Source organism: Marinimicrobium koreense, from assembly GCF_003762925.1.
Taxonomy (GTDB): domain Bacteria; phylum Pseudomonadota; class Gammaproteobacteria; order Pseudomonadales; family Cellvibrionaceae; genus Marinimicrobium; species Marinimicrobium koreense.
On the sequence record NZ_RJUK01000001.1, the window covers coordinates 135,334 to 159,148 of the forward strand.

General features: G+C 58.0%; 21 protein-coding genes. 17 read left to right on the forward strand and 4 right to left on the reverse strand.

Annotated features, from left to right (window positions below; translation table 11 throughout):
* Positions 1-11 precede the first annotated feature (11 nt).
* Positions 12-1,325 carry a histidinol dehydrogenase gene (hisD, locus tag EDC38_RS00640; protein WP_123636893.1) on the forward strand — a complete coding sequence of 438 codons (1,314 nt, stop codon included), beginning with the start codon at positions 12-14 and terminating at the stop codon, positions 1,323-1,325.
* Positions 1,326-1,411: 86 nt separating this feature from the next.
* Here the strand turns inward: hisD and EDC38_RS00645 are convergent, their stop codons facing one another.
* Both EDC38_RS00645 and EDC38_RS00650 read right to left on the reverse strand, forming a co-directional pair.
* On the reverse strand, positions 1,412-2,530 hold the full coding sequence (locus EDC38_RS00645; protein WP_123636894.1) for a trypsin-like peptidase domain-containing protein: 1,119 nt from the start codon (positions 2,528-2,530) through the stop codon (positions 1,412-1,414).
* Positions 2,531-2,612: 82 nt separating this feature from the next.
* Positions 2,613-3,146, reverse strand: a complete 534-nt coding sequence (locus EDC38_RS00650; RefSeq protein ID WP_024459579.1) for a Z-ring associated ZapG family protein — start codon at positions 3,144-3,146, stop codon at positions 2,613-2,615.
* A gap of 161 nt (positions 3,147-3,307) precedes the next feature.
* On the opposite strand from EDC38_RS00650, the gene EDC38_RS00655 reads away from it, so the two are divergent.
* The 14 genes from EDC38_RS00655 (at position 3,308) to phoU (ending at position 18,086) form a co-directional block, all read left to right on the forward strand.
* On the forward strand, positions 3,308-3,979 hold the full coding sequence (locus EDC38_RS00655) for an alpha/beta hydrolase (RefSeq protein ID WP_123636896.1): 672 nt from the start codon (positions 3,308-3,310) through the stop codon (positions 3,977-3,979).
* Positions 3,976-5,112: a cell division protein ZapE gene (zapE, locus tag EDC38_RS00660; protein WP_123636897.1), complete on the forward strand. Its 1,137-nt coding sequence runs from the start codon at positions 3,976-3,978 to the stop codon at positions 5,110-5,112. The genes EDC38_RS00655 and zapE overlap by 4 nt, the downstream gene beginning before the upstream one ends.
* A 112-nt stretch (positions 5,113-5,224) precedes the next feature.
* On the forward strand, positions 5,225-5,653 hold the full coding sequence (gene rplM / locus EDC38_RS00665; protein ID WP_024459582.1) for a 50S ribosomal protein L13: 429 nt from the start codon (positions 5,225-5,227) through the stop codon (positions 5,651-5,653).
* 14 nt (positions 5,654-5,667) lie between these two features.
* Positions 5,668-6,060 carry a 30S ribosomal protein S9 gene (gene rpsI, locus EDC38_RS00670; RefSeq protein WP_024459583.1) on the forward strand — a complete coding sequence of 131 codons (393 nt, stop codon included), beginning with the start codon at positions 5,668-5,670 and terminating at the stop codon, positions 6,058-6,060.
* A gap of 258 nt (positions 6,061-6,318) precedes the next feature.
* Entirely contained in the window at positions 6,319-6,912 is a 594-nt protein-coding gene (gene petA / locus EDC38_RS00675; protein WP_024459584.1) for a ubiquinol-cytochrome c reductase iron-sulfur subunit, read from the forward strand.
* 2 nt (positions 6,913-6,914) lie between these two features.
* Positions 6,915-9,152, forward strand: a complete 2,238-nt coding sequence (locus tag EDC38_RS00680; RefSeq protein WP_123636898.1) for a ubiquinol-cytochrome c reductase — start codon at positions 6,915-6,917, stop codon at positions 9,150-9,152.
* A gap of 68 nt (positions 9,153-9,220) precedes the next feature.
* A complete protein-coding gene (locus tag EDC38_RS00685; RefSeq protein ID WP_024459586.1) occupies positions 9,221-9,856 on the forward strand; it encodes a glutathione S-transferase N-terminal domain-containing protein in 636 nt (211 codons plus the stop codon).
* 71 nt (positions 9,857-9,927) lie between these two features.
* A complete protein-coding gene (locus tag EDC38_RS00690) occupies positions 9,928-10,323 on the forward strand; it encodes a ClpXP protease specificity-enhancing factor (protein WP_024459587.1) in 396 nt (131 codons plus the stop codon).
* A gap of 137 nt (positions 10,324-10,460) precedes the next feature.
* The gene (locus tag EDC38_RS00695) at positions 10,461-11,078 is read left to right on the forward strand and encodes a Yip1 family protein (RefSeq protein ID WP_024459588.1); all 618 of its coding nucleotides are present in this window, start codon (positions 10,461-10,463) and stop codon (positions 11,076-11,078) included.
* 205 nt (positions 11,079-11,283) lie between these two features.
* Positions 11,284-12,252, forward strand: coding sequence for a PstS family phosphate ABC transporter substrate-binding protein (locus EDC38_RS00700; protein ID WP_123636899.1), 969 nt, complete (start codon positions 11,284-11,286; stop codon positions 12,250-12,252).
* Between the two features lie 240 nt (positions 12,253-12,492).
* Entirely contained in the window at positions 12,493-14,778 is a 2,286-nt protein-coding gene (locus tag EDC38_RS00705) for an ABC transporter permease subunit (RefSeq protein ID WP_123636900.1), read from the forward strand.
* Between the two features lie 18 nt (positions 14,779-14,796).
* Entirely contained in the window at positions 14,797-16,461 is a 1,665-nt protein-coding gene (gene pstA / locus EDC38_RS00710; RefSeq protein ID WP_123636901.1) for a phosphate ABC transporter permease PstA, read from the forward strand.
* 111 nt (positions 16,462-16,572) lie between these two features.
* The gene (pstB, locus tag EDC38_RS00715) at positions 16,573-17,343 is read left to right on the forward strand and encodes a phosphate ABC transporter ATP-binding protein PstB (protein WP_024459592.1); all 771 of its coding nucleotides are present in this window, start codon (positions 16,573-16,575) and stop codon (positions 17,341-17,343) included.
* A gap of 20 nt (positions 17,344-17,363) precedes the next feature.
* The gene (gene phoU, locus EDC38_RS00720; RefSeq protein WP_024459593.1) at positions 17,364-18,086 is read left to right on the forward strand and encodes a phosphate signaling complex protein PhoU; all 723 of its coding nucleotides are present in this window, start codon (positions 17,364-17,366) and stop codon (positions 18,084-18,086) included.
* Between the two features lie 3 nt (positions 18,087-18,089).
* On the opposite strand, the gene EDC38_RS00725 is transcribed toward phoU, so the two are convergent.
* Both EDC38_RS00725 and uxaC read right to left on the reverse strand, forming a co-directional pair.
* Complete coding sequence (locus tag EDC38_RS00725; protein ID WP_123636902.1) at positions 18,090-19,043, reverse strand: AEC family transporter; 954 nt, start codon at positions 19,041-19,043, stop codon at positions 18,090-18,092.
* A gap of 82 nt (positions 19,044-19,125) precedes the next feature.
* On the reverse strand, positions 19,126-20,541 hold the full coding sequence (gene uxaC, locus EDC38_RS00730; protein ID WP_123636903.1) for a glucuronate isomerase: 1,416 nt from the start codon (positions 20,539-20,541) through the stop codon (positions 19,126-19,128).
* 533 nt (positions 20,542-21,074) lie between these two features.
* Here uxaC and EDC38_RS00735 point away from each other — a divergent pair.
* The gene (locus EDC38_RS00735) at positions 21,075-21,632 is read left to right on the forward strand and encodes a thioredoxin family protein (RefSeq protein WP_123636904.1); all 558 of its coding nucleotides are present in this window, start codon (positions 21,075-21,077) and stop codon (positions 21,630-21,632) included.
* Positions 21,633-22,116: 484 nt separating this feature from the next.
* Positions 22,117-23,679, forward strand: a complete 1,563-nt coding sequence (locus EDC38_RS00740; protein WP_123636905.1) for a cellulase family glycosylhydrolase — start codon at positions 22,117-22,119, stop codon at positions 23,677-23,679.
* The last annotated feature ends 136 nt before the right edge of the window (positions 23,680-23,815 follow it).

Genomic DNA, 23,815 nt, shown 5'->3' on the forward strand with positions numbered 1-23,815 from the left:
GAGATTTTTCCATGACTGACAAGCAACCTCTGATCGCTCGCCTGGATGCCTCCACTGCGGATTTCAGTGCGCGTCTCGATGCCCTGCTGGCCTGGGACAGTGTGTCCGATGCCGGGGTCGCCGAGGTGGTGGACGAGATTCTTCAGGCCGTCAAGACACGCGGTGATGCGGCGTTGGTGGAGTACACCAACCGCCTGGATCGTCGTGAGGTCAGCTCGCTGGCGGATCTGATTGTGCCTGAGAGCAAGTTGCATGAAGCGCTTGAGTCACTGCCCGCCGAGCAGCGCCAGGCGCTGGAAGTAGCGGCGGAGCGGATTCGGCGTTACCACGAGCATCAGCGGCAACCGTCCTGGGATTACACCGAGGAGGATGGGACCCGGCTGGGGCAGAAGGTGACACCCATGGCGCGGGTCGGGCTCTATGTGCCCGGTGGCAAGGCTTCTTATCCCTCATCGGTCCTGATGAATGCGATTCCGGCCAAAGTCGCCGGCGTGGCGGAGCTGGTGATGGTCGTGCCGGCCCCGGGTGGCGAACTCAATGCCATGGTGCTTGCGGCAGCGGCGGTGGCCGGCGTGGACAAGGTGGTGACGGTGGGTGGTGCTCAGGCGGTGGCGGCCTTGGCTTACGGCACAGAGAGCCTGCCGAAAGTGGACAAGATTGTCGGGCCGGGAAACATTTATGTTGCCACCGCCAAGCGCGCCGTGTTCGGAATGGTGGATATTGACATGATCGCCGGTCCCTCGGAGATTCTGGTGATCTGCGATGGCCAGACGGATCCGGACTGGATCGCTATGGATCTGTTCAGCCAGGCTGAGCACGATGAGCAGGCCCAGTCGATACTGGTGAGCCCGGATGCGGCGTTTCTCGATCGGGTAGAGGCGGCCATGGAGCGTCTGTTGCCGACCTTGAGCCGGGAGGCGATTGCCCGGACCTCGTTGGCCAATCGCGGTGCGCTGATTCTGGTGCAGGATATGGACCAGGCGCTGGCAGTCAGCAACCGGATTGCTCCGGAGCACCTGGAGCTGTCCGTGGCCGATCCGGATGCCCTGTTGCCCAAGGTGGCCCATGCTGGCGCCATTTTCATGGGTCGTTATACGCCGGAGGCACTGGGCGATTACTGCGCAGGTCCGAACCACGTTCTGCCGACCTCGGGCACTGCGCGGTTTTCCTCACCCCTGGGGGTGTATGATTTCCAGAAGCGCAGCTCCATCATTCACTGTTCAGCTGAAGGTGCCTCGGAGCTGGCCAAAACCGCCTCGGTATTGGCGCGCGGTGAAGCGCTGGAAGCGCATGCTCGCTCGGCGGAGTACCGAATCAAGGTATAGCCGATTCAGCGTCCACAAAAAAGGCCGACACCCGGTATCGGGGTCGGCCTTTTTTGTGGCGTGAGGGGCTGTCCCGGCCGGGGTGCTCAGGTGCTGGCCGGCAGGGGACGCTCACCGATGACCGTTTCCAGCTCAATCGGCTCGCCGTTGCGCAGAATGCGCAGGGTCACCTCGCTGCCCGGGGCGGTGGCGGCGATCTGGTTCATGCCGCGCCGACCGTTGCCAACGGACTCGTCGTCAATGTGGGTCAGAATGTCGCCCGGCGTCAGGCCCGCCTGTTCGGCCGGGCTGCCGCTGTACACGGCGGTGACCACCACGCCCTGGGTCGAGTTCATGGCGAGGGCGCTGGCCTGATCCTGGCTCAGGGGGCGAACCTCCAGGCCGAGCCAGCCGCGCACCACCCGGCCATGCTCGATGATCTCGCGCAGTGCCCGCATGGCGGAGTCCGCCGGAATGGCGAAGCTGACTCCCACGGAAGTGTTGCCCTCGCCGAGAATGGCGGTGTTGATGCCCAGGAGCTGTCCATGGATGTCCACCAGGGCTCCGCCGGAGTTGCCCACATTCACCGCGGCATCGGTCTGGAGGAAGTTCTCGTACTCGCTGAGGTTCAGGTTGTAGCGGCCGGTGGCACTCAGAATACCCTGGGTGACGGTCTGGCCCACACCAAAGGGATTGCCAATGGCGAGCACAATATCCCCTACGCGCGCCTGGGTAGGCTCGGGAACATCGATGACGGTGAGGTCTTCCAGGTCAATCTTCAGTACCGCCAGATCGCTCTCTGGGTCTGTGCCGACCAATCGGGCGCGGGTTTCGCGGCCGTCATACAGTAGAACCTGAATCTCGTCGGCGCCGTTGATCACATGCTCATTGGTCAGCAGGTAGCCGCGGGGGTCGACAATGACGCCGGAGCCCAGCGCGGATTGCGCGCGTTGCTGCTGCGGGCGCTCAGGAAAGAAGCGGCGATAAAAAGGATGGTCCGCCAAGGGGTGGCGCTGCTGTTCCTGAATTTTACGGGTGTAAATGCTGACCACCGCGGGGGCGGCCCGATCGACGGCGTCCGCGTAGGACGTGATGGCCGGGCGCGTCGGGTCGGGCGCACCGTTCGGCCCCCGAAGCTCGGGGAACGCGAGCAGCGTCAGTAGTGCAATGAGCAGTCCGGTGGCGACGGGCCAGCCGAGGGACTGAAGCAGACCTCGTGCGCTCATCTACAGTCTCCGGTGTTGGAAGATAAAGGACCAGCGGGACATGCCCGCCGGTAGGTGTAACCACGGTGACATGAGCGGGAAATCAGATGGCTCCCCGAGGCGGCTCGGTTGGGGTGTCTGGCTTGTCATCCTGGGTTTCTTCGGTGTAAGTGTCCGAAGAACCGTACTGATAGGGCGATTCGTACTCGCCCTCGTCGTGCAGACCGTACTCTTCACTGAGCTGCCCCTTGCCGTTCTTGGGAGCCCAATCCCGGGGAGCTTCGATATGCTCCTCACTCAGGTAGGTTTTTTCCGAGCCCAGCAACTGGGTATTGGCCGAGTCCAGAATCTGCCGGCTCAGGGCCGGAGTGGTCAGCTTGAGTGCGCTGTTTGCCAAGTGCTCGTAAACGTCGCGATAGCTCTGGGTCAGGTTGTTTACCAGCTCGGAGGTCTTCGCAAAATGCTCGGACACATCCTGCTGGTACCGCTTGAGCTCATCTTCAGCGCGCAGAACCCGCTCTTCGAGTTCCTTGCTGCGGGAGCCCGAATCGGTCAGTTTGTAAAGTACCGCGCCCAGGGCACCACCGCCCAACAGACAAATCAGCGCGGTAATAATGAGGGTTCCGAATGAAAACACAAATTTCTCCTCTCGGTATGAAGCCGGTTTGTGGCCTGCAAAACTGCGGTCGCTCGCGGTATTATACGGCCTTTTATTCGACCCGGGCGGAATTCCCTTGATCCGTTTCGGGTTTGAACCACCGCCGCGCCCAGAGGGCGGGGCAGGCCATTGAGGTGATCGTGACAGTATTTTCGCAAACCGAGACCGCAATTACCATCGACGGGCCCGTCGGCGGGCTGGAAGCCCGCATCCAGGCCGGCTCCGAATCCGGCTCCCTCGCCGAGCGGGGGCTGGCGGCGATCGTCTGCCATCCGCATCCGCAGCACGGCGGCACCATGAGCAACAAGGTGGTCACCACCCTGGTGAGGGCCTATCGTGACCTCGGCGTTGCCACCGTGCGGTTCAATTTCCGGGGTGTTGGGGCCAGTGAGGGCGAGTTCGATCACGCGGTCGGGGAGGTGGATGACCTGCTGGCGGTGTACTCCTGGCTCTCGGAGCGGCGACCGGACGATAGTGTGCTTTTGGCCGGATTTTCTTTTGGCTCGGCGGTGGCCGCTGGAGCGGTTTATCGGGTGGGATCGGTCGAACATCTGACGTTGGTCGCACCGCCGGTTGAGCGCTACACCTACGATCGCGATGGACGCTTCCCGTGTCCCGTCTGTATTGCCCAGGGCGAGCGGGATGACGTGGTGGTGCCGGAGGGCGTGATCCGCTGGAGCGAAACCCGGCTGCAATCGCCCCATGCCTTGCTGCGCTACCCGGAGGCCGGGCACTTCTTTCACGGTCAGTTGACCGAGCTTAAAGCGGATCTGGCGCGCACCCTGGAGCGGCAACTGGGTGTCGACTCATGAGCCGGCCAGAATTGAAGTACGACACGCCCTACAATCGCTATCAGCGTGATCTGGAGCAGCCCGGGTTCAGCCGGGACCCGGCCCAGGCGCAGGTGGTGGATCAGTTGCAGGCGCTGTTTGAAGCGCTGGTCGAGCAGGGCGCTCCAAAAACCGGGTTGCCGGGACTGTGGGAACGGTTGCGGCGGCGGATTTCAAAGGCACCGATCACACCGGTCACCGGGTTGTATCTGTGGGGCGGCGTCGGGCGGGGCAAAACCTACCTGATGGACAATTTTTACGAGAGTCTGCCGTTCGAGCAGAAAATGCGCGCCCATTTCCACCGCTTTATGCGCCGGGTGCACGGAGACCTCAAGCAGCTCGATGGCCATAAGAATCCCCTTGAGCAGGTGGCGGACCGGATCGCCCGGGAAGCCCGGGTCATCTGCTTCGATGAGTTCTTCGTCTCGGACATCACCGATGCGATGATTTTGGGCACTCTGATGCAGGCTCTGTTCCGCCGCGGCGTGACGCTGGTGGCGACCTCCAATATCCCGCCGGACAACCTTTATAAGGATGGGTTGCAGCGAGCCCGGTTTCTGCCCGCCATTGAGCAGATCAAGCGTCACACCCGGGTGTTGCAGCTCGATAGCCAGAACGACTACCGGTTGCGGGCGTTGGAGCAGGCCGAGCTGTACCACAGTCCTCTCGATGCGAGGGCCGACGAAAGCTTGATGGCGAGCTTCCGCAGCCTGGTTCCAGCGGAGGATGAAATATGCGCCGACCAGGTGCTGGAGGTGGAAGGGCGCCCGATTCGGGCCCGCTATCTGGGGGAAGACGTGGCCTGGTTTGACTTTATGGCTCTCTGTGATGGGCCCCGCTCACAAAATGACTATATCGAGCTGGCCCGGGAGTTCCATGCGGTGGTGGTGAGCAATGTGCCGGCGCTGGGACGGAATAGTGATGATCAGGCCCGGCGCTTCATCAATCTGGTGGACGAGTTTTACGATCGGCGGGTCAAGCTGGTACTATCCGCCGCCCGGCCGTTGACGCAGATCTACGACGAGGGGCGCCTGAGCTTCGAATTCGAGCGCACCGTCAGCCGCCTGCTGGAAATGCAGAGCCGCGACTACCTGGCCCAGCCCCACAAGCCCTGACGGGGCGGCCGGGTTGGTGGAAAAATCATCAGTTTCCCCCTTGAAAACCGGCGACGATTTCTATAGTATTCGCGCTCTTTTGTGGGAAGCACCTCCTGAGGCAGGAAATAACATGAAGACTTATAGTGCTAAACCTGAAACGGTCTCTCGCGACTGGTTCGTCGTTGATGCCGAAGGCAAGACTCTGGGCCGTATGGCTACAGAGATTGCCCGTCGTCTGCGCGGCAAGCACAAGCCCGAGTACACACCTCATGTGGACACGGGTGATTACATTGTCGTGATCAACGCTGAAAAAGTTCGTGTGACCGGTAAGAAGGCCAGCGACAAGATTTACTACCATCACACCGGTTATATCGGCGGCATCAAGTCGATCAGCTTTGAAAAGCTGATCCAGAAAGCCCCCGAGCGCACCATCCAGAACGCCGTCAAGGGCATGCTGCCCCGCGGACCTCTGGGTCGCGCCATGTTCAAAAAACTCAAGGTCTACGCAGGTAACGAGCATCCGCACACTGCGCAGCAGCCTCAAGAACTGACTATCTAACCGGGAAGCTGATTATGGCAGTTACTCAATATTACGGTACGGGTCGCCGCAAGACCTCCACCGCCCGGGTGTTCATCGCCCAGGGTAGCGGCAACATCACCGTCAACGACCGTCCTCTGGACGAGTACTTTGGCCGTGAAGTGGCACGCATGATCGTGCGTCAGCCGCTGGAAAATGTGGAAATGGCTGACAAGTTCGACGTAAAAGTCACCGTGAAAGGCGGTGGTAGCTTTGGTCAGGCCGGCGCCATCCGCCACGGTCTGACCCGTGCTCTGATGGAATACGACGAAGCGCTGCGTGGCTCTCTGCGTGAAGCAGGTTACGTAACTCGCGATTCTCGCGCTGTTGAGCGTAAGAAAGTGGGTCTGCGTAAAGCCCGTAAGCGTCCGCAGTTCTCCAAGCGTTAATCTGGAGCTCGCCCCACGGTGTGGGGCGGCGGTACCTCCGAGCAAAAAAACGCCCAGGCCCTTCGCTGGCCTGGGCGTTTTTTTATGTCCGCCCGCCGTATAACCCATTGGCCGAGGGCACGGGGCGCAGCTTATTCTTGTAAGCGGCGCGCAATTTCTTTAAGATTGGCCATTTTTTACGTCTCAATAACATCATTCTAAATCGTTGAAATTCAGTGATTTACTGGCCGTCGGAAGCTGTTAGGGGAGAAGATCGTCATGACCGATGACGTTGTCAATAAAACGCGCCGCCGTGTGCTGACCGCTGCTACCTCGGTAGTAGGGGCAGTGGGCGTAGTGGGTGCAGCGGTACCTTTTGTGGGTTCCTGGAACCCCAGCGCCAAGGCAAAAGCCGCCGGGGCACCGGTTCGGGCCAACATCGGCAAGATGGAGCCCGGGCAAATGATCACCGTCGAGTGGCGGGGTAAGCCGGTCTACATTGTGCGTCGTACACAAGAGTCCATCGCGGGGCTGGAAAAAGTTGAGGACGTGCTGCGCGACCCCAACTCGGAGCAACCCCAACAGCCCGAATACGCTCAAAATCAGACTCGCTCCATTCGCGAAGAGTTCCTGGTGCTGCTCGGTCTGTGCACCCATCTGGGCTGCGCACCGTTGTTTCGCCCGGAAGTGGGCGTTGCTGACCTCGGTGGCGAAAACTGGCAGGGCGGCTTCTTCTGCCCTTGTCATGGTTCCAAGTTCGATATGGCTGGCCGCGTGTATACAGGCGTACCCGCTCCGTTAAACCTGGAAGTTCCCCCACACCGTTACGAGGGCGATAACCTGCTCATCGTGGGCGAGGATCAGGAGGCATAAGAATGAATTGGTTAACTGGATTGTGGCAGTGGGTCGACCAGCGTCTCCCGGTACAGCGCGCCTGGGACACCCATATGGGCAACTACTACGCGCCCAAAAACTTTAACTTCTGGTATTTCTTCGGCGTTCTGTCCCTGCTGGTGCTGGTCAACCAGTTGGTGACCGGTATCTGGCTGACGATGAACTACACCCCGACCGCCGAGGGCGCCTTCGCCTCCGTCGAATACATTATGCGTGATGTGGAGTACGGCTGGATTCTGCGCTACATGCACTCTACCGGTGCTTCCGCGTTTTTCGTGGTGGTATACCTGCACATGTTCCGCGGCTTGATGTACGGCTCCTACAAGGCGCCGCGCGAGCTGGTATGGATTTTCGGCATGACCATCTATCTGGTGCTCATGGCGGAAGCCTTCATGGGCTACGTGTTGCCCTGGGGGCAGATGTCCTACTGGGGCGCTCAGGTGATTGTGTCCCTGTTCGGGGCTATTCCGGTGATCGGCGAAGATCTTGTGCAGTGGATTCGCGGTGATTACCTGATTTCCGGCATTACCCTGAACCGCTTCTTCGCCCTGCACGTCGTGGCCCTGCCGATTGTCCTGCTCGGGTTGGTGGTGCTGCATATCCTGGCGCTGCACGAAGTCGGTTCCAACAACCCCGATGGCGTGGACATCAAGAAGAACAAAGATGAGAACGGTATCCCCAAAGATGGCGTGCAGTTCCATCCGTACTACACGGTTCACGACCTGGTGGGTATTACTGTCTTCCTGTTCGCTTTCTGTTTCGTCATGTTTTTCATGCCGGAAATGGGCGGTTTCTTCCTGGAATACGCTAACTTTGAAGAGGCGAACAACCTGAAGACCCCGGAGCACATTGCCCCGGTGTGGTACTTCACGCCTTTCTACGCCATCTTGCGGGCGGTGACCATTGAAATTGGCCCCTTGAGCGCCAAGTTCCTCGGTCTGATTGCCATGGGCGCGGCGATTGCCATCCTGTTCGTGCTGCCCTGGTTGGATCGGGCCAAGGCCCGCTCCATGCGCTACAAGGGGCATATCCCGCGGGTCATGTTGATGGTATTCGCCGCCATGTTTGTGGTGCTGGGTTACCTGGGCGTCAAATCACCGACCACTGGGCGCACCGTATTGTCCCAGTTGGCGACGGTGTTCTACTTTGCCTATTTCATCACCATGCCGATCTGGACCAGCAGCCGCCCGCCGGAGCAGCGCTCGCAGATCGCGCGAGTCCTGTCGTTCGCCATTTGCTGGGGTTTTGCCCTGATCTTCTTGGTAATGGCTCTGAATGGAATCACAGGGGACAGCGATGTGCCGGTCTTCCTGCGCCTGTTTGGTCTGGTTCTGGCCGCCGTGTTCGCGGTGCTCCCCTGGTTGGCGGATCGCGATAGTGAGCACCCCGTGCCAGAGCGTGTACAGATGAAAGGCTTGCCGCTGCGCTTGGTGCTGGGTGGTCTGGCGCTGTTCGCAGTACTCGTGGTGGTTCCGATCAAGGCTGTGGGCGCGGGTGCTGGCGGATGTGGTTCCATTCCCTGCGATATCATGGAACCGGACCTGGACAATAAAGAGTCCCTGCAGCGTGGTGCCAAGTACTTCGTGAACTACTGTATGGGCTGCCACTCCGCCAAGTTTTCACGCTATGAGCGGGTGGCGGACGATCTCGGTATTCCCCACGATGTGGCGCGCAACAACCTGATTTTCGGCGATCAGGAGATCGGTAGTCTGATGACCACCTCCATGACGAAGGAGCAGGGTAAGCAGTGGTTTGGGGTTCAGCCGCCGGATCTGACTCTGGTGGCCCGGTCTCGCAACCCGGAGTGGCTGTATACTTACCTTCGTAACTTCTATAAGGATGAGAGCCGTCCCTTCGGTGTGAATAATCGGGTGTTTGAAAACGTTGGTATGCCCCACGTCATGCTGGACCTTCAAGGCCTGCTGGAGTGTTCCGCCGGTCCCCAGCTGGACAGCCATGGACACATTGTGCGCGATAGCGCGGGCAATCCAGTCATGGATGAGGAGTGTGGTAGCCTGGTGGAAGGTGACATTGAAGGCAGCCTGTCGCAGGAAGAGTTTGACCAGGTGATCTACGACCTGGTGAATTTCCTGGAGTATCTGGGTGAGCCCGCAGCCATGGACCGTGAACGGGTGGGTATCTTCGTGCTGTTGTTCCTGTCCGTCCTGTTTGTGTTTGCTTACCTGCTCAACCGCGAGTACTGGAAGGGAATTCACTAAATTCGAATAACGGTGGGGCGCCTGTGGGCGCCCCGGCTTGATCACTGGGTAATTTGAGGTAATACACAATGGGTGTGGTGACCAAACGCTCATCCATGACGCTGTTTTCCGATGGTTCTGATCATTACAGCCATCGGGTTAGAATTGTGTTGTCGGAGAAAGGGGTATCGTCGGATATTATTGATGTCGATCCCAAAAACAAGCCGCAGGAACTGGCGGACCTCAACCCCTATAACAGTCTGCCCACGCTGGTGGACCGGGACTTGGCCCTGTACGAGTCCAAAGTGATCATGGAGTACCTGGATGAGCGTTTCCCGCATCCTCCGCTCCTGCCGGTATACCCGGTTGCCCGGGCTCAGAGCCGGCTGTGGATGTACCGGCTGGAGCGTGATTGGGCGCCGCTGGTAGACACCATTCTCACCAGCAAGAGTAAGGACACCGTGCTAAAGGCGCGTAAGGCCCTGCGCGACAGTCTGCTGGCCATCTCGCCGATCTTTGCCGAAATGCCGTTTTTCATGAGCGATGAGTTCACCATCGTGGACTGCTGCCTGGCACCGATCCTCTGGCGCTTGCCGATGCTGGATATTGACCTTGGCAAGGGGCGCCAGGCCCAGCCGTTGCTGACGTACCAGAAGCGACTGTTCGAACGTGAGGGATTTCGTAAGAGCCTCACGGAAGTCGAGCGCGACATGGGGGCTCACTAGCCTCCATTGCGTGTTGTCCAGCCCCCAAAAGGGGCTTTCATGCCCTTCGATACCCTATCGGGAGACGTTCTATGGCCATGACCTCAAGCCGTCCTTACATGATTCGAGCGCTCTATGAGTGGATCGTGGATAACGGCTGCACCCCCTATATCCTGGTGGATGCCCAGGGGCAAGGCGTTGAAGTGCCTCAGCAGCACGTCAATAAAGACGGGCAGATTGTACTCAATATCAATCCGACGGCAGTCAAAGACCTGTTCATCGGTCTGGAGCAGATCAACTTCAATGCCCGCTTTGGCGGCATACCGACGGATCTGGTGATCCCCTGTGGCTCAGTACTGGGTATTTATGCCCGGGAGAATGGCCAGGGCATGGTATTCGAGCATGAGCCCAATCCCGAGCCTCCCAAGCCGGATTCCGAACCGAAGAAAGACGCGCAAAAACGGCCCAACCTCAAGGTCGTCAAATAAGGGGCGACGGCCCCTTTTATATAACCTAAGTTGATTAACAGTATTCGTTTATCGCGAATACTTCTTTGCGGCACTCGTCCCAAAGCTGGATACTGTACGTACTCTCTAATAACAAGCAGTAGCAGGAGTACGTAAATATGGCTATGTTGCAGCACACCCTGGGTATCTTCACCAACCCCGATCGCGAGTGGCAGCGGATACGCAGCGACAACGAATCGTTCCTGCGGGTTTATCTACGTCACGTTCCGTTGATGGCACTGATACCCTGTATCGCGGGCTATTTCGGAGTGACCGAAGTGGGCTGGAGTGTGGGTAGCGGCGGTGTGGTGAAATTGACCAGCCAAAGTGCCTTGCTCATGGCCGTAGCAGCCTATTTCGCTCAGCTTATTGCCATTTATGTCCTGGGCGAATACATCAACTGGATGTCGCGCAGTTTTGGTGTGGCCGACGAAGCCAATCGTCGCCACTATGAAGGGACGGCGCTGGCGGTCTATTCGGCCATTCCAATGATGCTCGCTGGCGTTGCGCTGGTGTACCCTCAGTTGTGGCTGGTGGTATCGGTGTACATTCTGGCGGCGTGCTACTCCGTCTATCTGATTTATGAAGGTATTCCCATCCTGATGAATATCCCGAAAGAACGGGGCTTCATTTACGCCAGTTCGGTGATCACCGTAGGCTTGGTGCTCGCGGTCGTGGTGATGGTTAGTACCGTGATCGTCTGGAGTTCAGGGGCGGGACCGGTCTACATCAGCTGATTTTCCGGCGAGACTGATTCGCTTATCCGACAGAAGGCAGCCTCCGGGCTGCCTTTTGCGTTTGTTGCAGTAATTTGACAAATTTATGGCAGCCTGTCACAGGACTGTCATATTGGGTGGGTAGAGTGCGTCTCAGGTGGAAATGACCCAGATAAGGGCATTTCATGTCACTGAACGACAAATCACTGTTTCAGAGGAGCGCTCTATGAACGCCATCAAATTCTTTAAAGGCCTGGCTCTGGCCGGCTCAATGACCTGCGCCATGGCGCAAGCGGACGTCGATCCCAATCTGCCGGATTACGAGGCGGTTTCAGGCGTGTCCGGTAATGTGAACAGCATCGGTTCCGATACCCTGAACAACCTCATGACCCTCTGGGCCGAGGAGTTCGCCAAGTTCTATCCCAACGTCAATATCCAGATCCAGGGTGCCGGTTCTTCGACCGCTCCGCCGGCGCTGACTCAGAATACTGCCAACTTTGGTCCCATGAGTCGCGAAATGAAGGCCTCCGAGATTCGTGCCTTTGAGCAAGCTCACGGTTACAAGCCGACTGCTGTTCCGGTAGCGGTGGACGTTCTGGCGGTCTACGTCAACAAAGACAACCCCATTGAAGGCCTCACGATTCCCCAAGTTGACGCCATGTTCTCGGTGACCCGTCGCTGTGGCTACTCAGAAGACATTACCCGTTGGGGCCAACTGGGCCTGGACGGTGAGTGGGAAAATCGTGACCTGGGCCTGTACAGCCGTAACGCGGTGTCCGGTACCTACGGTTACTTCAAGGACAATGCCCTGTGCGGGGGCGACTACAAGCCCGGCATTAACGAGCAGCCCGGTTCTGCCTCGGTTGTTCAGGGTGTGAGCGAATCGCGTAACGGTATCGGCTACTCCGGTATTGGCTACATGACTTCTGGCGTGCGTGCAGTACCGCTGGCCCGTGCCGAAGGCGAAGAGTTCGCCGCTCCTAACGCCGAAAACGCCTCGAATGGCAGCTACCCGCTGGCCCGCTTCCTGTATGTGTACGTCAACAAGCACCCGAACCGCCCCCTGGATCCCATGCAGGCTGAGTTCCTGAAAATGGTAATCTCCAAGCAGGGTCAGGAAGTGGTAGTGCGTGACGGTTACATTCCGCTGCCGGCCTCAGTGTCCAAGCGGGTGACCGAAGAGCTGGGTCTGTAAACACAGACTCCGCCGGGGTGGCACTTGCCGCCCCGATCGACCCGGAAAGGGACCCTGGGTTTATGATCCGTCAACTGGTTTAGGGACAATCAAAAGGGACACCGCCGCGGGGCGGAGGGTCCCTTTTGTCATGTAGCTGTAACAAAACTGTCATCTAGCGCTGTTAGCATGCACGCGCTTTCGTCGAAGTCCTCTGATTGGGGGTTCGACCGAGATTCTCCAGCTCAGGATTGATGCACTATGTCAGAGCGACCTTCCACCCCGGATGCCCGGGGAAGCTTGATGCCGAATGCGGAGCAACGTGCTCGTCTGCGCAAGGTACGCAAATTCAAGGACGGCCTGTCCCGCTACGGAGTCGGCACCGCCGGTATGATGGTGGTTGGCGCCTTGGCGCTGATTTTCATCTACCTGTTCTCGGAAGTGGCGCCGTTACTGCGCAGCAGCAGTATCGAGCCGACTGCCGACTACCCCTTCGCACTGACCAGCGAGGCCGATCCGTCCGCCCACCTCGTGCTCGAACGTTACGAGGAGATGGGGGCATCGTTCAGCGAGGCCGGGCAGGTGCACTTCTTCAACGTTGATTCGGGGCTCGCCCTCAAAACCTTTGAGGTTCCTCGCAACCAGGGTGTCTCGGCCACGGCGGTTGATACCAGTGTGCCGAATCAGCAGCTGGTGGCCTACGGTTTCTCCGATGGCTCGGTATCTGTCGTCCAGGAGACCTATAGCCTCAGCTATCCCAATGACCAGCGCCTGGTGACTCCGGGGCTGGATTACCCACTGGGTGAGGAACCCGTCACGCTGGACGAGCAGGGCCGCGCCTTGCGCGAAGTCGCCGTGCAGAGCACGGATGCCGGCCTGATGGTTGCAGGCGTCACTGAAGACAATCAGATCCTTGTGGGGCGTTACCGGATGAACCAGGGACTGTTCGGCAACGGCGGTAGCGTATCCGGTGATAGCTATTCCGTGCCCTCACTACCCGGTGGTGCCCAGGTGGAGCACTTGATCGTCGATGCCACTGGGCGTTTTTTGGTGGTCGCGGACGATCGGGAACAACTGCATTTTTACCATGTCGAGCGCGCTGAAGATGCCCGGCTGATCGAGACGCTCCCCACCGAGCGTGGCCAGGTAAACGCTCTGGAGTTTCTGGTCGGTACGCTGTCGGTGATCATCGGTACGGACCAGGGGGCGGTCAGCCAGTGGTTTATCATTCGGGATGATAACAATCAATTCCATCTGACGCCGGTGCGGGACTTTGGCTCCATGCCGGGCTCGGTGACCACTATCGCACCGGAATATACCCGAAAAGGTTTCGCGGCCGGTGACGACCAAGGCAATGTCGGCCTTTTCTACGGGACATCGTCGAGCACCCTGGTGATCGAGTCGGTCACGGATCAGCCCATTTCGCAACTGGCATTGTCGCCCATTAACGGCCGCTTGCTGGCGCTGGATAACGACCAGCGGTTGCATATAGCCTCGGTCTGGAATGAGCATCCGGAAATTTCCATGAGCTCACTCTGGCAGAAGGTCTGGTATGAAGGCCGACAGCAGCCCGAGTACGTCTGGCAGGCTTCCTCTGGCGCGGATGACTCCGAGGCGAAAATGAGCCTGGTGCCGTTGTCCATCGGTACGCTCAAAGCCGCTTTCTACGCGATGCTGTTTGCCATTCCTCTGGGTGTGATGGGTGCCATTTACACCGCCTACTTCATGACCCCCAAGCTGCGCGGCGTGGTTAAACCCACCATTGAGATCATGGAAGCCCTGCCGACGGTCATTTTGGGTTTTCTTGCGGGTCTGTGGCTGGCGCCATTCCTGGAAAATCACCTGCCGGCGGTTTTCAGTATTCTGATTTTCCTGCCGGTCACCATGTTGGCCGTAGGGTTGTTGTGGAGCCGGTTGCCATCGGCGATTCGCAGTAATGTCCCGGAAGGTTGGGAGGCCGCCATTCTGATTGTTCCCATCCTGCTGACCGGATGGGCCTGTATCGCGATCAGCCCACATGTCGAAGTGTGGTTCTTTGATGGCAGCATGCGCCAGTGGCTGACCAACAACAACATTGACTATGATCAGCGCAATGCTCTGGTCGTGGGTATTGCCATGGGCTTTGCGGTGATTCCCACCATTTTCTCGATCGCCGAAGACGCGGTGTTCAACGTACCTCGCCATTTGACCCAGGGGTCTCTGGCCCTCGGGGCAACCCGCTGGCAGACCGTAATAGGTGTGATTCTGCCCACCGCCAGCCCGGGTATCTTCTCGGCGGTGATGATGGGCTTTGGTCGTGCAGTGGGTGAAACCATGATTGTGTTGATGGCCACCGGCAACAGCCCGGTGCTGAACTTCAATATATTCGAAGGTATGCGCACCCTGTCCGCCAACGTGGCGGTGGAACTGCCGGAAACCGCCATTGGCAGCACGCATTTCCGGGTGTTGTTCCTCGCCGCTCTGGTGCTGTTGGCCCTGACATTTGTGGTCAACACTCTGGCCGAAGTCGTTCGCCAGCGTTTGCGTAAACGCTACAGCAACCTGTAACCATTGGGAGCCTGATTGATGAAAGCCTGGTTTAAAAGTGGTGCCCCCTGGGTATGGCTGAACGGCGGTGCCGTGGCGCTGTGTATGATTATGGTTGTGGGCCTGTTGGGGCTGATTGCCGTTCGCGGTTTTGGCCATTTCTGGCCCGCTGATCTGGTGCAGATGTCGGTGCTGGATCGCGATGGCGACCGACAGGAAGTATTGGGTGAACTGGTCCGTAAGGAAGTCATTCCCGCACGGGTGGCGCGTACCAATGGCTACACCGTGGCCGAGGATGTCCCTCTGGTGACCCGCTACCTGATCAAGCAGGGTAATCGGGATCTCGGTAGCGATTTCCAGTGGTACCTGGATGTGGGCATGGGTGAGTGGCACTACCCGGAAAATGCCATTGTGGTTGAACGTCGCGAGTGGGGTAACTTTTACGGTTTCCCGGTGGCGTTGAAAGAACACGGCGAAGTGATCAGCCGCCTGGGCGATGAGGATTTCTGGCCAGAGGTGGAAGCCCGGGTCGAGCGCAGCGTGGATCTGCACAACGAAATCCGTCGCAAGGAAAAGGTGGAGATTGGCAGCATCAACCACAAGCTGGAACGGCTGCGGCTGGAGCGTCGCCGCCTTGAGCTGCAGGGTGTTTCGCCGGAAGAAATGGCGCAGGCCGAAGAGCAGTTTGCGGTCGAGCGAGAGGCATTGAACGAAGAGTACCGCCGGATCAAGGCGGAGCGCGACGCGATTTATGAGCAGATCGAGCGGGACAGCTTTGATGTTGAAACGGTCAACGGAATGGAAAAAACCATTCACCTGCATAACATCGTGCGGGTTACCCGCTCCAACCACCTGGGTGTGTTTGGCAAGCTGGCACACTACATGGATCGGTTCTGGGAGTTCCTGACCGAAGAGCCGCGGGAAGCCAATACCGAGGGCGGGATTTTCCCGGCCATCTTCGGCACCGTCACCATGGTGATTGTGATGTCGATCATGGTCACCCCGCTGGGCGTGCTGGCCGCCATTTACCTGCGCGAGTACGCCCGTCAGGGCACGGTACTGAAGCTGATCCGCATTTCGGTGTACAACCTGGCCGGTGTGCCTTCAATTGTATACGGGGTGTTTGGTCTGGGTTTCTTCGTGTACTTCCTGGGGGGCAGCATTGATGAGCTGTTTTTCCCCGCGTCCTTACCGGCCCCGACCTTTGGTACGCCGGGTTTGTTCTGGGCGTCTCTGACTCTGGCCCTGTTGACCCTGCCGGTGGTGATTGTTTCCACCGAAGAAGGCCTGGCGCGTATTCCCAGCACCATCCGTCAGGGCAGTCTGGCCCTGGGGGCGACCAAGTCGGAGACCCTGTGGAAGGTGGTGGTGCCTCTGGCCACGCCTGGCATGATGACCGGCCTGATTCTGGCCATCGCCCGTGCCGCCGGTGAAGTGGCACCATTGATGCTCGTCGGTGTGGTCAAGCTGGCACCGAGCCTGCCCATTGATGGCAACTACCCGTACATTCATCTGGATCAGAAGATCATGCACCTCGGGTTCCATATTTATGACGTCGGCTTCCAGAGTCCGAACGTTGAAGCCGCTCGCCCCCTGGTTTACGCGACGGCGCTGACGCTGGTGTTGTTGATCATTATTCTGAACCTTACAGCCATCAAAATTCGTAACACGCTGCGCGAGAAGTATCGCAGCGCCTCTGATTGATCGCGGGAGCCTAGCATGTTAGAAGACACTACCAAGCAAAGCGGGTCATCAACGGCACCCGACCACCAAGCACACGTGGGCGCGCCCCGCCCTCAGACACAGGGTAATGCCATGGCATTGGAAGACGAGACCATCAAGCTCGAGGTCAATAATCTGAATTTGTACTACGGGGATAATCGTGCCCTGAAAGACATCAACCTGAAGATTCCCGAAAAGAAGGTAACCGCCTTTATCGGACCTTCCGGCTGCGGTAAGTCGACGCTGCTGCGCTGTTTCAACCGGATGAATGACCTGGTGGATATCTGCCGCATCGAAGGCGAGATCCTGATGGATGGCAGCAATATGTACGACAAGAAAGTCGACGTGGCCGAGCTGCGTCGTCAGGTGGGTATGGTATTCCAGAAGCCCAACCCATTTCCGAAATCCATTTATGAAAATGTCGCCTATGGCCTGCGTCTGCAGGGCGTAAAGTCCCGCCGGGTTCTGGATGAAGTGGTGGAGAAGTCCCTGCGCGGCGCTGCCCTGTGGGAAGAAGTCAAAGACCGGCTGCACGACAACGCCTTTGGTCTGTCCGGTGGTCAGCAGCAGCGTCTGGTCATCGCCCGCGCCATTGCCATTGAGCCGGAAGTGATTTTGCTGGATGAGCCGGCGTCGGCATTGGACCCGATTTCAACACTGAAAATTGAAGAGCTGATATACGAGCTCAAAGATCAATACACCATTGTGATTGTGACCCACAATATGCAGCAGGCGGCCCGGGTTTCGGACTATACTGCGTTCATGTACATGGGCGATCTGATCGAGTTTGGTGACACCGATTCGCTGTTTACCAACCCGACCAATAAGCAAACCGAAGATTATATTACCGGCCGGTACGGCTAAGAGGAGCACTCATTATGGTCATGGATATCAAATCCCATACGCATCATATTTCTCAGCAGTACAATCTTGAGCTGGATGAAATCAAGACCAAGCTGTCCGAGATGGGTGGACTGGCTCAACGTCAGGTTAATGATGCCATACAGGCGCTGATTGATGCCGATGCCGAGACCGCCGAGCGGGTGGTTCGGGAAGATGATCACGTCAATGACATGGAGCTGGATATTGACGAAGACTGCGTTCGCATTCTGGCGCGTCGCCAGCCAGCGGCCAGTGACCTGCGTCTCGTTATCGCGGTTACCAAAGCCATCACGGACCTGGAGCGGGTGGGTGATGAGGCGAGCAAAATCGCCCGGCAAGCTATCGCCCTTAGCGGTGACGGCTCCACACCGCGCGGGTACGTTGAAGTGCGCCATATCGGTGGCCATGTCTCGCGCATGTTGAGTGACGCACTGGATGCGTTTGCTCGTCTGGATATCGACCTGGCACTACGGGTAGTGGAAACGGACAACACCGTGGATATGGAGTACAACTCCGCCATGCGGGAAATGCTGACCTTCATGATGGAGGACCCTCGCAATATTTCCCGTGCCCTGAACATCATGTGGAGTCTGCGCGCCCTGGAGCGGATCGGTGATCACGCCCGAAACCTGGCCCAGTACGTGGTGTATCTGGTGAAGGGTGAAGATGTGCGCCACGAATCCTATGACGAGATTCAGGAGCAGATCCAGGACGACAACGAGTAGTGTTCAGCTCGCCAGGGCCTGCAGTATCCACAGGCCCAGCGTGACCGTCACCAACCCGAAAACCGTGGACTGGACGATCATGGTGGCCGCCAGGGAGGCATTACCGCCCATGGCCCGCACCATGACAAAACTGGCGGTAGCCGTGGGCGACGCGGCCAGCAGAAAGACCACCGCCAGCGCCTGACCCTCCAGCCCCAGAGCCAAGGCGATCAGGACACCGACCAGGGGCGAAACAATCAGCTTCCAGGTGGTGGCCGCCAGGGCGCCACCGCCCACTTGCCGTAATGACTTCAGATCCAGCGCGCCGCCCACACACAGCAGGGCCAGTGGCAGGCTCATCTCACCCAGATAGTTACCCGCCCGTTGAACGGGCTCGGGCATGGGGCCTTCAATCCAACCGTAGAACAGTCCGGCGACAATGCCGATGATCAATGGGTTGCGCACCACACCCGAGAACACGCCCCGCATGCCTCGCCGGCTGTCCAGGTCCCGGTTGAGCGCAATGACCGACAGTACGTTATAGAGCACGATGGTGATGGCGATGGGTAGGGCGGCCATGGCCACGCCGCTTTCTCCGTAGGCATTGGCGCAGTAGGCCAGACCGATGATCACCAGGTTGCCCCGGAACGCCGCCTGGGCCAGGACGCCCCGGTCCCGCCGGTCGCGCACAAAACCGTCCGCCGTGAGCAGACTCAACAGAAAAATGGCGATCGCTCCGGCTACTACCGCGAACAGGATGCGGCCGTCGGCGGCGGCACCAAAGTCGGTGGTGGCGCTGCTGAAAAACAACAATACCGGCAAGCCCACCGCAAATACCAGGCGCGATGCCGTGTTGATGAAGGTCTCATCAATCATCCCGATGCGGCGTAACACCGCACCAAGAATCACCATCAGGAAAATCGGTGTGGTGACCGCGAGTGAGAACAGGAATGTCGATAGCAAATTGGTGCTGTCCAAGAGCGCTCTCCGGGTTGAGAACGAAAAAAGCCCGACATGACTGCCGGGCTCTACAGACTACCACGCTAGCTAATCGACCCGCTTATTTCGGGACGTCAAACGGGAAGTAGTCTTTCGCGTTGTTGAAGCTGATGTCCTGAATCATGCTGCCGACCATTTTCAGGTCATTGGGCACCGTACCGGCGGCCATATCATGGCCGAGGATGCGGCACAGCAGACGCCGGAAGTACTCGTGGCGGGAGTAGCTCAGGAAGCTGCGGCTGTCGGTCAGCATCCCCACAAACCGGCTCAACAGACCCAACTGGCTCAGGGCTTCGATCTGGCGCTTCATGCCGTCCAACTGATCCAGGAACCACCAACCGCTACCGAACTGCATCTTGCCGGCGGCCGAGCCATCCTGGAAGTTGCCGATCATGGTGGCGATCATCTCATTATCGCGCGGGTTCAGATTGTACAGAATGGTTTTGGCCAGGCGGTCGTCGTTGTCCAGACGGCCGAGGAATTTCGACAGTGGCTTGGCGTAGTTGTGGTCGCCAATGGAGTCGAAACCGGTATCCGGGCCCAGATCGCGGAACAGCCGCGGGTTGTTGTTGCGGATGGCGCCAATGTGGTACTGCTGGACCCAGCCTTTCTCGTGGTCCTGACGGGCGAACTCCACCAGCATCGCCGAGTAGAACTTGTTCAGCTCGGTCTGGTCGAGGTCCTTGCCGCCGCGCACTTTGGCGAAAATCGCCTTGATTTCAGCGTCGGTATAGTCTTCGGCGTGGACGGTTTCCAACCCGTGATCCGACAGGCGGCAACCCTGCTCATGGAAGAAGTCGTGACGCTTCTGCAGGGCGCTCATCAGGTCGTCGTAAGTGCTGATCTGTACGTCAGCCACTTCCCCGAGCCGATCCAGGTAGGTGTTGTAACCCTTGGTATCTTCGGCGGCCATGGCCTTGTCCGGGCGCCAGGTGGGCAGCACATTGGTGTTGAAATTGCTGTCCGCGGCGATGGACTGGTGATGGCGCAGGTCGTGGGTCGGGTCATCGGTGGTGCAGATGACCTTCACATTGGCCTGGGTGATCAGGCCCTTGGCGCTGAATTCCGGCGTCGCCAGCAGTTCGTTGCACTGGTCCCACACCTCGCGGGCATTTTCGCCGCTGAGCAGCTTGTCGGTGATGCCGAAAGGCTTCTTCAGTTCCAGGTGGGTCCAGTGATACAGCGGGTTGCGCAGGGTATTCGGTACGGTTTCGGCCCAGGCCTGAAATTTCTCCCAGTCGCTGGCATCACCGGTGCAGTACTTTTCGCTGACACCATTGGAGCGCATCGCTCGCCATTTGTAATGGTCACCCGCCAGCCAGACCTCGGACAGATTCTTGAACTGTTTATTTTCGCCGATCTGATCCGGGGGGAGGTGGCAGTGGTAGTCAATGATCGGCATGTCTTTGGCGTAATCGTGGTACAACGCCTTGGCCTGCTCGGTGTCGAGCAAAAAATCGTCGTGTATAAAAGTCATTCTCACAATTCCTCTCAACACACAAAAGCCGTCACCGGGTGCCGGGCAGACCCCAATGTCGGTTGTGCAGCTGGTTTAGGCAGCGCCCACAGCGAGAACCGGAGTCCGGCCCCAAAACGCGCTGTACTGCTTGCATACTGCCAGGGTTGATTTATTGTGCGATGGTGTCCACCGCGTTTTGTCCCGGGATCACTCAGTGGGCCCGGCGCCGCTTATGATGCGGATCAGGGTCAGTTTACCTCCTGAGTGAGCAAATATAAACAGTCATTGTTCGGGGTGGTGTACGGCTGTAAGTGCTTGCTAACATCGAAGCCCAATTATATCAATGTTGTGGTCATCATGAAATAAAGGGGTGCTATTTCACCAATAGTGAAATTCTTGCGCGGCTCCCCCGGTCTCTGGGCCTTTAGCCCCGGGGGAGTGGCGTCTGTTGCTGGCTTTAACAGGGGCCGCCCGGGGGTATACAATTCAGGGCTAACCATCCAAGTGTCTGTGGCCCCGGGTGGGGCTGGCGCTTAACAGGAGAGTCAATTATGGCCCGCACGCCTTCCAATATGCTTCCTCTGGGCACTGAGCTGCCCGATACCACTTTGCCCGATCCCGCCGGGGAGACCTGGAAACTGAGCCAGCGCATGGGCGATAAGGGGCTGGTGGTGATGTTCATCTGTAACCACTGCCCGTTTGTTCTGCATATTGCGCCGTTCCTGGAAACACTCAACGACCGGCTCAATGAAATAGGCATCCGCTGTATCGCCATCAGCTCCAACGATGTCAAGGAGTACCCGGCGGATTCTCCGGAAAAAATGGCTCAATTTGCCAAGGAGTACAAACTGGCGTTCCCGTACCTCTACGACGAAACCCAACGGGTGGCCAAATCCTTTGATGCGGCCTGTACCCCGGATTTCTACCTGTTTGACCGGAATAAGCGGTTGGTTTACCGGGGCCAACTGGACGACAGCCGTCCGGGCAATGATATTCCTGTGACCGGGAAAGACCTGCTGGCGGCGGCTGAGTTGGTCGCCAGAGGTGAGCAGCCCCCCGAAGATCAGCAGCGTCCCAGCCTGGGCTGCAATATCAAGTGGAAATCCTGATTTTCAAATAAGAAAATCAATCCGCATGTTAAATTCTGTGTCAGGAGGGACGAATCCGGCGTCCCTCTCTCTCCGTCCCTGGGGTACAGCCGGATTTGCCGTTTGCCCAAATCGGCTTTGTTTTACGCGCCAAGAGCGCGCCTTCAGAAATTGAAGATCAGTCCCCCCTTTTTTTACGCCATCTGTGGCAAATGTCGCCAGACTTTTCACTTCTTACCTTAGCGACTTTTTCTTCTTTGCAATTTGTGATCTCCCTCTCGTCCCGCAAGCCCTTCTGCATTTTTCCCTGAAGCGCTGTCGATATACTTTTTGGTGAGTGGACGCTTTGGCCTCGGTCAGAGCCGGAAACTCGAAGAAGTATAAGACTGACGCTGCATACACAGTGGTATTCGGTAGGGACTGGTGAGTATTTCAGGTCCGGTATGCGGTGCGCTATTCCTTGATATTTTTCTCGCATAAAAACCCGGAAAGGAGATAATTTCCCATGACGTTTTCAAAGATAAAAACAATCAGTGGCGCTTTTTTGTTGGCCGCCGGATTAATGGTGGCCCCGATCACCCAGGCTCAATCCGTTCAATGCGATTATCTGGTTCAAAGTGATTGGGGCGCTGGCGCCATTGCGAGCATCCAGATTACCAATAACGACACCTCGGCGATCAATGGTTGGCAGGTGAGTTGGGAGTATGAGCACAGCACCATTACCAACCTTTGGAATGCCGAACTGGAGGGCGCCAATCCCTACAGTGCGACCAACCTGAGCTGGAATCAGTCGATCCTGCCGGGGCAGTCGATTGAATTTGGTTTTCAGGTGAGTCAGAACGGCGACGCGGAAGTGCCGGAGCTGTCGGGTGCTCTCTGTAGTGGGGCGAGCTCGTCCAGCAGCTCGTCGGTTTCGTCGAGTTCCAGTAGCTCGCAGTCCTCATCGAGTAGTTCGGTCATTAGCTCATCCAGCAGTAGCTCCTCCGTTTCGTCGAGCGCTTCCAGTTCGTCCAGTTCCTCTGTGAGCGACCCCGGGGGGCTGACGGCCGTGGAGCTGACCGAGCAGATGGGCGTTGGCTGGAATGTCGGCAACTCCCTGGACGCCATTGGCGGTGAAACCGCCTGGGGGAATCCCGAAATTACCCGGGAGCTGATCGATAGGGTAAAAGCCGCGGGTTTCGACACGCTTCGGGTGCCGGTAGCCTGGAGTCAGTTCTCCGATGCCGAAAATTTCATCATCGAGGAGAGTTGGAAAAACCGGGTAGAGGAAGTGGTCAACTACGCGCTGGACGCGGACCTGTATGTGATCATGAACATCCACTGGGACGGTGGCTGGATGCAGCCCACTTACGCGGATCAGGAGTATGTCAACAATCGTCTGGCCATCATGTGGACCCAGATAGCCGAGCACTTTGAGGCCTACGATCATCGACTGCTGTTTGCCGGTACCAATGAGGTAATGGTCGAAGGCGATTACGGGACGCCAACCGAGGAGTACTACACCGTCCAGAACAGCTTCAATCAGACCTTTGTCGACACCGTGCGCGCGACCGGTGGCAACAACGCGGATCGTTATCTGGTGGTTCAGGGGTTCAATACCAACATTGATCACACCGTGAACTTCGCCGAGATTCCCGAGGATACGGTTAGTGATCGGCTGTTGATGGAGGTGCATTACTATGACCCCTACAACTTTACGTTGAACGAAAGCAGCAACATTACCCAGTGGGGTTCGATCGCAACCGACCCGAATGTCACCGAAACCTGGGCCAATGAGTCCTACGTGGATAACCAGTTCCAGCGGATGCAGACGAACTTCGTCGACCAGGGTGTCGGGGTCATTCTGGGTGAATATGGCGTGATTTCACGGCAGAATGTCGAAGATCACGATACCTATCGGCGCTATTGGAATGAATACATTACCCAGTCAGCGCTTGATCACGGTATGGTGCCAGTCTATTGGGACAATGGCTATGCCGGAAACGGCGGTTTCGCACTGTTTGATCGCTACAGTGGCAGCGTCATTGAGCCGGAGCTGGTGGAGGTGCTGGTAGAGGCCTCCGACTGACCGCATCGTCAGTAAACCCGCACCGAAAAGCCGAGCGCAGGCAATGCGTTCGGCTTTTTTTGTGGTTGAGGGGCAAATTTCACCCAAATGGGGTATGCGGTTTGGCGCTGTGACGCATAAAATTGTCTACAAAACC